The sequence below is a fragment of the Methylobacterium sp. Leaf87 genome (genome assembly GCF_001422775.1).
In the GTDB taxonomy this organism is placed as follows: Bacteria; Pseudomonadota; Alphaproteobacteria; order Rhizobiales; family Beijerinckiaceae; genus Methylobacterium.
This window is the reverse complement of the sequence record NZ_LMMI01000027.1, coordinates 1-13,066: the sequence shown is the minus strand read 5'-3', so window position 1 is coordinate 13,066 and position 13,066 is coordinate 1. Positions and strand designations below refer to the sequence as shown.

Annotated in this window: 11 protein-coding genes and 1 riboswitch; of the genes, 8 read left to right on the top strand and 3 right to left on the bottom strand. The window is 70.5% G+C overall.

The features are described 5' to 3' along the window. Positions 1-85 precede the first annotated feature (85 nt). Positions 86-388 carry a hypothetical protein gene (locus tag ASF22_RS14285; protein ID WP_244474295.1) on the top strand — a complete coding sequence of 101 codons (303 nt, stop codon included), beginning with the start codon at positions 86-88 and terminating at the stop codon, positions 386-388. A gap of 61 nt (positions 389-449) precedes the next feature. On the opposite strand, the gene trpS is transcribed toward ASF22_RS14285, so the two are convergent. Both trpS and ASF22_RS14275 read right to left on the bottom strand, forming a co-directional pair. Continuing rightward, positions 450-1,517, bottom strand: coding sequence for a tryptophan--tRNA ligase (gene trpS / locus ASF22_RS14280; protein ID WP_056265538.1), 1,068 nt, complete (start codon positions 1,515-1,517; stop codon positions 450-452). A 91-nt stretch (positions 1,518-1,608) separates the two neighbouring features. Further along, a complete protein-coding gene (locus tag ASF22_RS14275) occupies positions 1,609-2,382 on the bottom strand; it encodes a Fe-S cluster assembly protein HesB (protein ID WP_056265535.1) in 774 nt (257 codons plus the stop codon). 224 nt (positions 2,383-2,606) lie between these two features. Next, positions 2,607-2,717, top strand: a riboswitch (glycine riboswitch). Between the two features lie 49 nt (positions 2,718-2,766). Between ASF22_RS14275 and gcvT the strand changes: the two genes are divergently transcribed. From gcvT to ASF22_RS14250, 5 genes are all read left to right on the top strand, one after another. Beyond that, positions 2,767-3,900, top strand: a complete 1,134-nt coding sequence (gene gcvT / locus ASF22_RS14270; RefSeq protein WP_056265533.1) for a glycine cleavage system aminomethyltransferase GcvT — start codon at positions 2,767-2,769, stop codon at positions 3,898-3,900. A 67-nt stretch (positions 3,901-3,967) separates the two neighbouring features. Then, positions 3,968-4,330 carry a glycine cleavage system protein GcvH gene (gcvH, locus tag ASF22_RS14265; protein WP_056265530.1) on the top strand — a complete coding sequence of 121 codons (363 nt, stop codon included), beginning with the start codon at positions 3,968-3,970 and terminating at the stop codon, positions 4,328-4,330. Between the two features lie 32 nt (positions 4,331-4,362). Continuing rightward, on the top strand, positions 4,363-7,209 hold the full coding sequence (gene gcvP, locus ASF22_RS14260) for an aminomethyl-transferring glycine dehydrogenase (protein WP_056265526.1): 2,847 nt from the start codon (positions 4,363-4,365) through the stop codon (positions 7,207-7,209). Positions 7,210-7,256: 47 nt separating this feature from the next. Continuing rightward, positions 7,257-7,784, top strand: a complete 528-nt coding sequence (locus ASF22_RS14255) for a methylated-DNA--[protein]-cysteine S-methyltransferase (RefSeq protein WP_244473766.1) — start codon at positions 7,257-7,259, stop codon at positions 7,782-7,784. Positions 7,785-7,961: 177 nt separating this feature from the next. Further along, positions 7,962-9,653, top strand: coding sequence for a cyclic peptide export ABC transporter (locus ASF22_RS14250; protein ID WP_056265545.1), 1,692 nt, complete (start codon positions 7,962-7,964; stop codon positions 9,651-9,653). On the opposite strand, the gene ASF22_RS14245 is transcribed toward ASF22_RS14250, so the two are convergent. After that, positions 9,632-10,330: a GyrI-like domain-containing protein gene (locus ASF22_RS14245; RefSeq protein ID WP_056171306.1), complete on the bottom strand. Its 699-nt coding sequence runs from the start codon at positions 10,328-10,330 to the stop codon at positions 9,632-9,634. The two genes, ASF22_RS14250 and ASF22_RS14245, sit on opposite strands and share 22 nt — an antisense overlap. Before the next feature lie 230 nt (positions 10,331-10,560). On the opposite strand from ASF22_RS14245, the gene dapF reads away from it, so the two are divergent. Both dapF and mtaB read left to right on the top strand, forming a co-directional pair. Continuing rightward, the gene (gene dapF / locus ASF22_RS14240) at positions 10,561-11,448 is read left to right on the top strand and encodes a diaminopimelate epimerase (RefSeq protein WP_056171304.1); all 888 of its coding nucleotides are present in this window, start codon (positions 10,561-10,563) and stop codon (positions 11,446-11,448) included. A 1-nt stretch (position 11,449) separates the two neighbouring features. Continuing rightward, positions 11,450-12,691: a tRNA (N(6)-L-threonylcarbamoyladenosine(37)-C(2))-methylthiotransferase MtaB gene (mtaB, locus tag ASF22_RS14235; RefSeq protein ID WP_056265524.1), complete on the top strand. Its 1,242-nt coding sequence runs from the start codon at positions 11,450-11,452 to the stop codon at positions 12,689-12,691. Positions 12,692-13,066 lie beyond the last annotated feature (375 nt).

The following is a 13,066-nucleotide window of genomic DNA, read 5'->3' as shown; positions in this document are numbered from 1 at the left end:
CGGCCTTTCGGGCCGCCTTTTTCTTTTCTCGGACGTCCCTCGCGCTACCATCATGCCTGTAACCGATCGCAACACAGGTTCCGTCATGCGCGCGTCTATCAAGATACTCTTATGTTTCACCCTGTGCATGGCCACCGGTGCACAGGCGGCGAAGTTGACCATGGACGACAAGGTCGCCCGCTGGCCGCGCGCGACGACGGACGAGAAAATCGATTTCGCCACCCGCATGGGCAAGGCGTTCACGAGCCTTTCGCCGGATCTCGATCGCAACTACTTCATCAAGTGCCTGGAGGAGACGGCGAACATCGGCAACCCGCGCGACATCAAGCTCGAAGAGGCGGTGAAGATGTGCATCGCCGTCAACAAGCCGCCGTCGGAGCCGGAGTAAGCGCCGCGCGTCGCATCGTGTCCAACCCGCCGCCCTGCCACGCTGCGGCAGAGCGGCGGCGTCAGACCATCCGCAGGCGCGGGCCGCGGCGGACGAAGCCGACGATGTCCTTCACCGCGTCGAGGGTCGGGGCCGCGATGGCCTCGGCGCGCTCGGCCCCGTCGGCCAGGACCGCGTCGATCTCGGCCGGATCGGAGACCAGACGCTTCATCTCGGACCCCAGCGGCGCCAGGGTCTCCACCGCGAGTTCGACCAGCGCGCCCTTGAACTGGGAGAACTGGGCGCCGCCGTAATCGCGCAGCACATCCTCCCGCGACACGTCCTTGAGGGCGGCGAAGATGCCCACGAGGTTGTCGGCCTCGGGCCGCCCGGCGAGCCCCGCCACTTCGGAGGGGAGGGCGTCCGGGTCGGTCTTCGCCTTGCGCACCTTGGCGGCGATGGAATCGGCGTCGTCCGTGAGGTTGATGCGCGAATTGTCGGAGGCGTCCGACTTCGACATCTTCTTCGTTCCGTCGCGCAGGCTCATGACGCGGGCGGCCGGCCCGCCGATGAGCGGCTCGGTGACGGGAAAGAAGCCTTCGCCCTCATCGTGGCCATGGGCCGAGATCGACTCCGAAAAGTCGTTGTTGAACTTCTGCGCGATGTCGCGGGTGAGTTCGAGGTGCTGCTTCTGGTCCTCGCCCACGGGCACGTGGGTGGCGCGGTAGGCCAGGATGTCGGCGGCCATGAGCACCGGGTAGGCGTAGAGCCCGATCGACGCGTTCTCGCGGTCCTTGCCGGCCTTGTCCTTGAACTGGGTCATGCGGTTGAGCCAGCCGAGCCGCGCGACGCAGTTGAAGATCCACGCGAGCTCGGCGTGCTGGGGCACCTGCGACTGGTTGAAGACGATGCTCCGCTTCGGGTCGATGCCGGCGGCGAGGAACGCTGCGGTGACCTCGCGGATCTGCCCCTTCAGGGCGGCCGGGTCCTGCCACAGGGTGATCGCGTGCATGTCGACGACGCAGTAGAGGCACTGCGCGTCGCGCGCCTGCATCTCCACGAAGCGCTTGATGGCGCCGAGATAGTTGCCGAGATGCAGGTTCCCCGTGGGCTGGACGCCCGAGAACACAAGCTCCTTGAACGCGGTCATCGCGCGGGGTCCTTCACGTGCCGTCCTGTCGGAAGGGCGCCGTCGTGCGAGGACGCCAAGGGGCGGTTTCTGAACGCCGCGTCGGGGCCGGTCAAGCGGCCGTCGTCTTGCCCTGCCGTGCCTGCCCCGTGGGGCAGAGATCGAGGAGGACGCAACGCCCGCAGGCCGGACTCCGGTGGTGGCAGACCGCCTGACCGTGCAGCATCAGGATCTCGTGGTTGTCGTAGAGGTCCTGGGCGCTCCAATCGGCCGGCAGCTGCGCCCGCAGGATCGGGTGCGACGGGCCGACATCGATCGCCGCGCCGATCAGGCCCGTGCGCTGGGCGACGCGGTGATGGTGGCTGTCCACCGGGAGCGCCGGCATCCGCAGGACGCTGAACGACAGCACGGCGGCACTGGTCTTCGGGCCGATTCCAGGAATCGCTTCGAGCCAAGCGCGCGCCGCGTCGACACCCATCTCCGCCAGGAAGTCGAGGGACAGGGCACCGTGCCGCTCCTGTACGGCGCGCAGGATGGCCTGGATGCGCGGAGCCTTGAGTTCGGGCCAGGTCACGCCGGCGATGGTCGCCTCGATCTCGGACACGGGGGCCGCCAGCATCGCGGCCCAGTCGGGGTAGCGCGCCCGCAGCGCCTTGAAGGCCCGGCCCGAATCGGCGTTCCGGGTCCGATGCGACAGGAGTGACGAGACGAGCTCGCTCAGCGGGTCGAGGCTGTGGAAGTAGGGGATCGGGCACGCGTAGACTGGGCACAGGCGCCGGTGGATCTCCAAGGCCTTCTCGCCCAGGCCCGGATCGGCCGGGAGGTCCGTGGAGCGGCGTCGCGAGGGGCGGGGGCCGGCGAGGTCGTGTCCGGATGCGATGGTCATGAAGCGGGAATCGCCGAGGATTCGGACCGGTTCCAGGCTGTGACGAAAGCTCCGGGTTTGTCAGGCCCCGGCTTGCGCGGCCCGGCACGGCATGTAACCTTGCCCTCGTCAGCAATGGCGATACGGGAGAGCCCAGGTCGAAGCACTTCGTGTGCGAAGCATTTCGATCATGGCGCCGACGGAGCAACCACCCCCGGAAACTCTCAGGCACAATCACCGTATCGTTTCGACAATCTGGAGAGAGGCGCCTGACGGCGTCCACCGAAGGAGAAATCCCGCGTCGCGCCGTCCGCGCACGGGAGAAGCTCTCAGGTAACCGCGACAGATGGGGGCAACCGGACCACTCGACCGAGGGTCCGGAACCGTTCTGTCGTGGGAATCCCGATGCCGTTCGACGCCCTTCGCACGCCGCTTCACGCCCTGCATCTGCGCCACGGCGCCCGGATGGTGCCGTTCGCCGGCTATGCCATGCCGGTGCAGTACCCGGACGGCCTCCTCAAGGAACACCTGCACACGCGCGCCCACGCCGGGCTGTTCGACGTGTCGCATATGGGGCAGATCCAGCTCATCCCCCGTTCGGGCAGTCTCACGGATGTGGCCCGCGCCCTCGAAGCCCTGCTGCCCATCGACGTGCTCGGGCTGCGTCCCGGCCGCCAGCGCTACGGCCTCCTGCTCGACGAATCCGGCGGCATTCGCGACGACCTGATGGTCGCCCAGTGCGGTGACAGCCTCCTCCTCGTCGTGAACGCGGCGAACAAGGTCGCCGACGAGGCGTATCTGCGCGCCCATCTCACCGGCATCTGCGAGATCGCGGTGCTGCCCCGCGCCCTCCTCGCCCTGCAGGGACCGGGGGCGGAGGCCGCCCTGGCACGCCTCGCCCCCGAGGTCGCGGCCCTGCGGTTCATGGATGTCCGGGCCGTCGATCTCGCCGGTACGTCCGCCCTCGTCACCCGCTCGGGCTACACCGGCGAGGACGGGTTCGAACTCTCCGTGCCCGAGGACCGGGCCGAGGCCCTCGCCGAGACCCTGCTCGCCGACGGGACCGTCCGGCCCATCGGGCTCGGCGCCCGCGATTCCCTGCGCCTCGAAGCCGGTCTGTGCCTGCACGGGGCGGACATCGACGCCGGCACCGACCCCGTCGAGGCCGGCCTCGGTTGGGCGATCCCCGCCGTGCGCCGGAGGGGCGGCGCGCGGGAGGGGAGCTTTCCCGGTGCGGCGCGCATCCTCGCGGCCCTCGCCGACGGTCCGTCGCGCAAGCGCGTCGGCCTGCGCACCGAGGGCGCCGCGCCCGTGCGGGCCGGCGCTCCCCTGTTCGCCGGAGAGGTGGCGGGCGACGCCATCGGGCACGTCACCTCCGGTGGCTTCGGGCCGAGCCTGCAGGCCCCCGTCGCCATGGGCTACCTGCCGGACGCGCTGACCCGGCCCGGCACCCGCGTCTTCGCCGAGGTGCGCGGCCGGCGTCTGCCCATGGTGGTGAACGGCCTGCCCTTCGTTCCGGCCGGCTTCAAGCGCGCCTGACCCCCCGCGCCTGAACCCCAGACTCGTCCCGAGCCCCGACTTCCCGACCTGTCCCCAGGAGTGACCCATGCTGCGATTCACCGACGAGCACGAATGGCTGGCCCGCGAGGGCGATGTCGCCACGGTGGGCATCACCACCCATGCGGCCGAGCAGCTCGGCGACCTTGTGTTCATCGAACTGCCGAAGGTCGGCGCCCGCCTGGTGAAGGGCGAGGCGGCGGCGGTGGTGGAATCCGTCAAGGCGGCGTCCGACGTCTACGCGCCCGTCTCGGGCGAGGTCACGGAGGTCAACGAGGCGGCGGTCGCCGATCCGTCGAGCGTCGGCAGCGATCCGCAGGGTGCCGGCTGGCTCTACCGCATCCGCCTCGACGACCCCGCCGCCCTCGACGATCTGATGGACGAGGCCGCCTACGCGGCCCTCCCGAAGTAGCGGCCACTCCTTCAAACCTCCGAGGTCCCGCCATGAACAACGACCGCTACGACCCCTACGATTTCGCCAATCGCCGCCACATCGGCCCGACGACGCACGAGATCGAGGCCATGCTCGCCGTGGTGGGGGCCGAGACCCTGCACGCTCTCGTGGACGAGACCCTGCCGGCCAGCATCCGCCAGGCCGAGCGCCTCGATTTCGGGGTGTCGATGACCGAGCGCCGGGTGCTCGAGCACATGCGCGGCATCGCCGACAAGAACCGGCTCCTCGTCTCGCTCATCGGGCAGGGCTATCACGGCACGACGATGCCGCCGGTGATCCAGCGCAACATCTTCGAGAACCCGGCCTGGTACACGGCCTACTCGCCCTACCAGCCGGAGATCAGCCAGGGCCGCCTCGAAGCGCTCCTGAACTTCCAGACCCTGGTCTGCGACCTCACCGGCCTCGACATCGCCAACGCCTCGCTCCTCGACGAGGCCACGGCGGCGGCCGAGGCCATGGGCATGGCCGCCCGCATCGCCACCAACGGGCAGACTGCGTTCTTCGTCGATGCCGAGTGCCTGCCCCAGACCATCGCGGTGCTCAGGACCCGCGCCGCGCCGCTGGGCTGGAGCATCATGGTCGGCGATCCGGCGACCGACCTCGATTCGGCGGCGGTGTTCGGGGCGATCTTTCAGTATCCCGGCGTCTGCGGCGCCATCCAGGACGTTTCGGAGATCATCACGCGCCTGCACGCGGCCGGCGCCGTGGCGGTGATGGCCGCAGACCCCCTGGCGCTCACGCTCCTGAAGCCCCCCCGCGAGATGGGCGCCGACATCGCGGTGGGCTCGATGCAGCGCTACGGCGTGCCCATGGGCTATGGCGGCCCGCACGCCGCCTACCTCGCCACCCGCGACGCCCACAAGCGCACCCTGCCGGGACGCCTCGTCGGCGTCTCGGTGGATGCGCGCGGCAACCGCGCCTATCGCCTCGCCCTCCAGACCCGCGAGCAGCACATCCGCCGCGAGAAGGCGACCTCGAACATCTGCACCGCACAGGTGCTGCTCGCGGTCATCGCCGGCATGTACGCCGTGTTCCACGGCCCCCGCGGCCTGAAGGCCATCGCGGCCCGGGTCCACCGCGACGCCGTGCGGGTGGCGCAGGGGCTGGAGAGCCTGGGCTTCGCGATGGAATCCGAGACGTTCTTCGACACGGTCACCGTGCGGGTCGGCGCGTTCCAGGGCCTGATCCTGGCGAATGCGGTGGCCAACGGCATCAACCTGCGCAAGGTCGGCACCGACCGCATCGGCATCACCGTCGACGAGCGGACCCGCCCCGACATCGTCCAGGCCGTGTGGCGCGCCTTCGGCGGCGACCACCTCGCCTACGACGAGGCCTGGCCCGACCCGCGCCTGCCGGACGGGTCGATCCGCACCTCCCAATACCTCACCCACCCGATCTTCCACATGAACCGGGCCGAGAGCGAGATGACGCGCTACATGCGCCGCCTCAGCGACCGGGATCTCGCCCTCGACCGGGCCATGATCCCGCTCGGCTCCTGCACCATGAAGCTCAACGCCACCGCCGAGATGCTGCCGATCTCCTGGCCGGAGTTTTCCGAGATCCACCCCTTCGTGCCGGCGGATCAGGTCGCCGGCTATCACGAACTCCTGGCCGACTTCTCGCAAAAACTCTGCGCCATCACCGGCTACGACGCGATCTCGATGCAGCCGAATTCCGGCGCGCAGGGCGAGTATGCGGGGCTGCTCGCCATCCGCGCCTATCACCTGTCGCGGGGGGACGGACACCGCACCGTGTGCCTCATCCCGTCCTCGGCCCACGGCACCAACCCGGCCTCGGCGCAGATGTGCGGCATGAGCGTCGTGGTGGTGGGCGCGGACGCCAAGGGCAACATCGACGTGGAGGATTTCCGGAAGAAGGCCGAGCTGCACTCCGACAAGCTCGCGGCCTGCATGATCACCTATCCGTCGACCCACGGGGTGTTCGAGGCGCGCGTGCGCGAACTCTGCGCCATCGTGCATTTCCACGGGGGCCAGGTGTACCTCGACGGGGCCAACCTCAACGCCATGGTGGGCCTCGCGCGCCCCGGCGACATCGGCGCCGACGTCAGCCACCTCAACCTGCACAAGACCTTCTGTATCCCGCATGGCGGCGGCGGCCCCGGCATGGGCCCCATCGGCGTCAAGGCGCACCTCGTGCCGTTCCTGCCCGGACATCCCGAGACCGGCGGGGAGGGGGCGGTGTCGGCGGCCCCCTACGGCTCGGCTTCGATCCTGCCGATCTCGTGGAGCTACTGCCTGCTCATGGGCGGGCGCGGCCTGACGCAGGCCACCCGCATCGCCATCCTCAACGCGAACTACATCGCCGCCCGGCTCGGCGACGCCTACCCGGTGCTCTATTCCGGCGCGCACGGCCGCGTGGCGCACGAGTGCATCATCGATTTGCGCCCGTTCCAGAAGAGCGCCGGCGTCACCGTCGAGGACGTCGCCAAGCGCCTCATCGATTGCGGCTTCCACCCGCCGACCATGAGCTGGCCCGTGGCCGGCACCCTGATGATCGAGCCCACGGAATCCGAGACCAAGGGCGAGATCGACCGCTTCTGCGATGCCATGCTGGCGATCCGCGAGGAGATCCGCGCCATCGAGGAGGGCCGGATCGACCGGGCCGACAACCCCCTCAAGCACGCCCCCCACACGGTGCGGGACCTGATCGGCCCGTGGGAGCGGCCCTATTCCCGCGAAGCCGCGTGCTTTCCCACCGGCAGCCTCGGGATGGACAAGTACTGGCCGCCCATCAACCGGGTCGACAACGCCTACGGCGACCGCAACCTCGTGTGCTCGTGCCCACCGGTGGAGGCGTACGGCGAGGCGGCGGAGTAGGGCCGTCGTCCGTCTCGTGGGTCGCGGAGATGCGTCCCGATCGGCGCATGGTAGGCTCTGCCATGCGCCAGACAGCCTACACGATGCTCGCCAGCCCCATCGGCCCGCTTCTCCTCGGGGGAACCGATGACGGGTTGGCCTGCATCGGCTTTCCGAGCGGCAAGGGCGCCGTGACGCCGGGCGCGGACTGGCACCGGAACGACGCGGCCTTCGCCGAAGCGAGGGCGCAGCTCACGGCCTATTTCGACGGTCGGCTGACCCGGTTCGACCTCGCACTGGCGCCGCGCGGAACGCCGTTCCAGTTGACGGTCTGGCAGGCCCTCACGGAAATCCCGCCGGGCGAGACGATTTCCTACGGCGAACTCGCCCGCCGGATCGGGCGCCCGAGCGCGAGCCGCGCCGTGGGTGCGGCCAACGGCGCCAACCCGCTGCCCATCGTGGTGCCCTGCCACCGGGTGATCGGCGCCAGCGGGGCCCTGACGGGCTTCGCCGGCGGTGTCGAGACCAAGCGTTTCCTGCTCGCCCTGGAGGGCGGCCCGGCCGGGCCGGCACCCGCGCGACTCGGCCTGCTGTAACGTATTCCTTCCCCGATCGCCCCAGGCGCCTTGTCACCGCAACGCCAGGATGCAATGAGCCCGGCCCGATGCTTCCGCGGTCCGTAGATCCGGGGTCACACGCCGGTCTGCATCGACGAGAGGCCGAACAAGGCGTGGGCAGGGCACCTCTGCCTCGGCTGGTCCGAGAGGATGTCGATGGCGGAGGCGCGTGCACGTTTGGGGCGGCTCGGACAGGATGCGGTGCGGCTCCTGCGCCCCCTCTGGCCGCTCGTCGCGGTCTCCTCGGTCATCGGCGCGGCGAGCGGGCTGGCGACAGCGGCGGTCCTGGCCCAGGTCAACACGGCGATCCACGCCGAGGGCGGCCTGCCGGAGAATTTTCTGGCGATCTTCCTCGGCCTCGTCGTCCTCGGCGTCGGCGGGTCCCTCGTCTCCGGGCTCGGCAGCAGCCTGGCGGGCGGGCGCATCAACGCGACCTTGAACCGGGATCTCGCGGACCTGATCCTGACCGCGCCGCTCTCCCGCATCGAACGGCTCGGCCGCCACCGCCTCCTCGCCTCCCTGAACGAGGACGCCGGCACCCTCTCGCGGGTCATCGGGCTCCTGTCGGGCCTGATCATCCAGATCGGCGTGCTGACCGGCTGCCTCGCCTACCTGCTCTATCTCTCACCGACCCTGTTCGCGATCACCCTCGTCGGCTTCGGCCTCGGCAGCTACGGCGAGGCCGTCCTGCGCCGCCGGGCGATGGTTCATTTCCGAACGCGCCGGACCCTCGTGGAGACCCAGCAGAAGCACTATCAGACCCTCACGGAGGGGTGCCGGGAGTTGCGCCTCAACAAGGTGCGCCGCCTGCGCGTGCGCAACGTGGCCCTGGCCGGCTGCATCGAGGATCTGCGGCGCAACGCCTGGGCAACGCAGACGCTGTTCGAGTTCTCCTTCCTCACGAAGAAGCTCGCCCTGTTCGCCACCATCGCGGCCATCATCGCCTACAAGGCCGCCATCGGGATCGACAGTTCCGTCCTGTCGGGCTTCGTGCTGGTGCTGCTCTACGTGGAGACGCCGGTGAGCTATATCCTCGCCTGCCTGCCCGAGATCGGCCGCGCCGAGGTCGCCTATGGACGCATCGCCGCGTTCTCGGCGGACAGCGACGCCGCCGAGCCCGATCTCCTCACGCCGGCCGTCCCGCCCGTAGCGGACGCCATCGACACCATCGAATTGCGGGGCGTCAGCCACACCTTCCCATCTGTGGACGACGGGCCGGCCTTCACCCTCGGACCCCTCGACCTGACCATCCGGCGGGGCGAGATCCTGTTCATCGTCGGCGAGAACGGCTCGGGCAAGACCACCCTGATCAAGCTGATCCTCGGCCTCTACCCGCCGCAGACCGGCACGCTCCGCCTCGATGGGGTGCCGGTGACGGCGGAGACCCGCGACGCCTACCGCCAGCACTTCTCGGCGGTGTTCTTCGACTACACCCTGTTCGACGATCTGGTGATGCCCGCCGCCATCGGCCCGGAGGCGGGCCAAGCACTTCTCGAGACCCTCGATCTGGCCCGCAAGGTCGCGATCCGCGACGGCGCCTTCTCGACCACGGACCTGTCGGCGGGGCAGCGCAAGCGCCTCGCCCTGATCCAGGCCGCCCTCGAAGGACGCCCGGTCCTCGTCCTCGACGAGTGGGCGGCCGAGCAGGACCCGACCTTCCGGCGTCTGTTCTACGCCGAATTGCTGCCCGCCCTGAAGCGCCAGGGCCGCACCCTGGTGGTGATCAGCCACGACGACCGCTACTTCGACGCAGCCGATCGGGTGATCCACCTGGACGGCGGCCGCGCGACCGAGGCGCCGCGCGGGGCGCCGGCCCCGGCGAAATCCTACGGCTTCGGCAGCGCGTAGATGTTCACGTCGAGCTTCTCGTCGGCCTTGTCGTTGAGGTCGGTGACGTATTCCTCGATGAAGCGGTCCTGCACCACCACGTCCTTGGCGTCGAGGTAGGCGGTGAGGGTCTCGTAGGTGCCGTCGATCTCGTCGTAGGAACCCCGGTGCGGGAAGCGCAGGGCCTTGCCGCTCGGGGTGGTTCCGAACCGCAGGCCGTCGGCCTCGGCGGGCTTCGGGTCTGGCATCGCCGCGATGGGGATCATCGCCTCGTACTGGAATCCGTCGTCGTCCGTCTTGGCGAAGACCGCGATGGGCCGGCCCGTGGGCGTGATGCCGGCCTTGGCGAGATCCGCCTCGATGCGCTGGAACGCGGCCTTCAGGCTCGGCACCGCCTCCTCCCATTTGGCGCGTCCCGACAGGATCGCGGCGGGTTTGGGCGGCAGGGACACCGCATCGACGTCGTTGGCGTCGCCGGGCGTCTCCACCAGGGTCTTTCGCGGCGCGGCCGTGGGGGGCGCGGCCGGGGCGGCGCCCGCCTGGGCGGGGACAGGCACGTCGGGCGTGCCCGGGCCGGCCGGGCCGGGCGTCGTGGTGGTGGGCAGGGGGGTGGCGACGGCCGGCGGCACCGCTTCCTGAGCGTGGGCGAGGCCGGCCGCGAGGCATCCGGCAAGGAGCGTCAGGCGAAAGCGAATCACGGCGGCGCTCCGGAGGATCGGCGGCCTCCCGGGGAAGCCGGGGGCAGTGGTCGCCAACGTAGTGACGAAGCCCGCCCCCCGCGAGGCGCATCGCGTGTCCGCGCGCACGAACGTGACCGGGCGCGGCGCTTCTGCAACGCAGCCCCCCGGCGGCCCCGCGTGCGCGGCCCCGGGCTTTCGCCTATATGCGGGGCCCGGGCCCTTCCACCGAGACAATCATCCGAAGAGACATGAGCGCACTCGCCCATCGACGGTTCCTGAAGATGAACGGCGCCGGCAACGCCATCGTGGTGCTGGACCTGCGCGGGTCGGACCTCACGGTCGCGGCCGGCGACGTCCGGGCCATCGCGAGGCACCCGGCCTCCGCCTTCGACCAGCTCATGGTGATCCACGACGCGCGCACCCCCGGCACCGACGCGGCCCTGCGCATCTACAACACCGACGGATCGGAAGCGGGCGCCTGCGGCAACGGCACCCGCTGCGTCGCCTACGCCATGCTCGACGACCCCGCCATGGCGCGGCCGGCCGAGAGCGGGCGCCTCACCCTGGAGACGCGGGGCGGCCTCGTGAGCGTCAAGCGCATGGCCGAGCGCGCCTTCACCGTCGACATGGGCCGGCCCAAGCTGAAGTGGGACGAGATCCCGCTCGCCGAACCGTTCCAGGACACGCGGCGCATCGAACTCCAGGTCGGCCCCATCGACGCGCCGGTGCTGCACTCGCCGGCGGTGGTCAACATGGGCAACCCGCACGCGATCTTCTTCGTGGACCGCGACCCCGCGACCTACGACCTCGCCCGCATCGGCCCGATGCTGGAGAACCATCCCGTCTTTCCCGACCGCGCCAACATCTCGCTCGCCCGGGTGACCGGCCCCGACACCATCGTCCTGCGGGTGTGGGAGCGCGGCGCCGGCCTGACCCTGGCCTGCGGCACCGCCGCCTGCGCCACCGTGGTGGCGGCCGCGCGCCTGCGCATGATCGGCCGGGGCGCCACCGTGCACCTGCCCGGCGGCGACCTCGTCATCGAGTGGCGCGCCGACGACCACGTGCTCATGACCGGCCCCGTGGCGCTGGAATGGGACGGCACCTTCGATCCCGCCCTGTTCGCCGGGGCCGCCTAGAATGGCGGTCGAGACCCTCACCTTCGGCTGCCGGCTCAACACCGTCGAGGCGGAGGTGATGCGCGGCCATGCCGGCCCCCATGCGGCGGACGACCTCGTCATCGTCAACACCTGCGCGGTGACGCAGGAGGCCGGGCGCCAGGCGCGCAAGGCCATCCGCCGGATCGCCCGCGACCGGCCGGCGGCCCGCATCGTCGTCACCGGCTGCGGCGCGCAGGTGGAGACCGCCCTCTACGCCGCCATGCCGGAGGTCGCCCGCCTCGTCGGCAACGACGCGAAGGGCCGGATGGAGACCTGGGCGCCTTCCCGCGTCCCCCCCGACCGCAATGCGGTGGACGACATCATGGCCGTGCGCACGGTCGCGCCCACCCGGATCGCCGCCATCGCGGGGCAGACCCGCGCCTTCGTGCCCGTGCAGAACGGCTGCGACCACCGCTGCACGTTCTGCGTCATCCCGTTCGGGCGCGGCAACTCGCGCTCCGTCGCGCAGGCGGACGTGGTCGATCAGGTCCGCCGCATCGTCGACCATGGCGGGCGGGAAGTGGTGCTCACGGGCGTCGATCTCACGGCCTACGGCCGCGATCTTTCGGACACATCGAGCCTCGGACGCCTGACGCAGGCGATCCTGTCCGGCGTGCCCGACCTCGCCCGCCTGCGCCTGTCCTCCATCGATTCCATCGAGGCCGACGACGCCCTCATGGATGCCATCGCCGGTGCGGCGCGGCTGATGCCGCATCTCCACCTCTCGCTCCAGGCCGGCGACGACCTCGTCCTCAAGCGGATGAAGCGCCGCCACACCCGCGCCGACGCGATCCGCTTCTGCGCCGAGGTACGCCGCCTGCGGCCGGAGGTGGTGTTCGGGGCCGACCTCATCGCGGGGTTCCCGACCGAGACGGAGGCGCAGTTCGTCCGCTCCCTCGACCTCGTGGCTGAATGCGGCCTGACCCATCTTCACGTCTTCCCGTACTCGCCGCGCCCCGGGACCCCGGCGGCGCGGATGCCGCCGGTGCCGGGGGATGTCGTCCGCGCGCGCGCCGCGCGGTTGCGCGCGGCCGGGGAAACGGCCCTGGCGGCGCATCTCGCGGCGCAGGTCGGGCGCACCCACCGGGTGCTGAGCGAGCGCGGCGGCATGGGGCGGACGGAGGGGTTTACCCAAGTGCGGCTAGAGCCGGACACCCCGGCCGGAGAGCTTCGGGACGTCAGCATCGCCGGCCACGACGGAACGATGTTGGTCGGGGCCTGACAAACCCTCCCCCCTCTGCGGGCTACGGGATTCACACGACGGTGAAGCCGGCGATTTCGGCCGCTCGCCGAGGAATCCTGTGCGTCGGCGTGAAGCGCAACAGGCCCCCTCTCCTGAAGGGAGAGGGCTGGGGTGAGGTGAGAGGTCTCTCCGGAAAGGTCGTACACCTCACCCTGTCCCTCTCCTGGAAGGTGTGGGGACCCGTGCCGCCCGCGAGAGGTGTGAATCCGGCAGCCTCCGCGGGAGAGGGCTATGTTCGGCCCGGAGCCACTCGAGCACCGAAATTTCTTGACAATATTCCTATTTCGTGGTTCAGTCCGGGCACTCGCCTCCCACGCGGGAGGCCCCCCGGCGAACCGGGTCGGGGGGCTCGGG

Coding starts and splice junctions, on each gene's coding strand:
- ASF22_RS14255 (WP_244473766.1), top strand. CDS start 7,257: ATGGTAGGCTCTGCCATGCGCCAGACAGCCTACACGATGCTCGCCAGC.
- ASF22_RS14250 (WP_056265545.1), top strand. CDS start 7,962: ATGGCGGAGGCGCGTGCACGTTTGGGGCGGCTCGGACAGGATGCGGTG.
- dapF (WP_056171304.1), top strand. CDS start 10,561: ATGAGCGCACTCGCCCATCGACGGTTCCTGAAGATGAACGGCGCCGGC.
- ASF22_RS14275 (WP_056265535.1), bottom strand. CDS start 2,382: ATGACCATCGCATCCGGACACGACCTCGCCGGCCCCCGCCCCTCGCGA.
- gcvP (WP_056265526.1), top strand. CDS start 4,363: ATGAACAACGACCGCTACGACCCCTACGATTTCGCCAATCGCCGCCAC.
- ASF22_RS14285 (WP_244474295.1), top strand. CDS start 86: ATGCGCGCGTCTATCAAGATACTCTTATGTTTCACCCTGTGCATGGCC.
- mtaB (WP_056265524.1), top strand. CDS start 11,450: ATGGCGGTCGAGACCCTCACCTTCGGCTGCCGGCTCAACACCGTCGAG.
- gcvH (WP_056265530.1), top strand. CDS start 3,968: ATGCTGCGATTCACCGACGAGCACGAATGGCTGGCCCGCGAGGGCGAT.
- trpS (WP_056265538.1), bottom strand. CDS start 1,517: ATGACCGCGTTCAAGGAGCTTGTGTTCTCGGGCGTCCAGCCCACGGGG.
- gcvT (WP_056265533.1), top strand. CDS start 2,767: ATGCCGTTCGACGCCCTTCGCACGCCGCTTCACGCCCTGCATCTGCGC.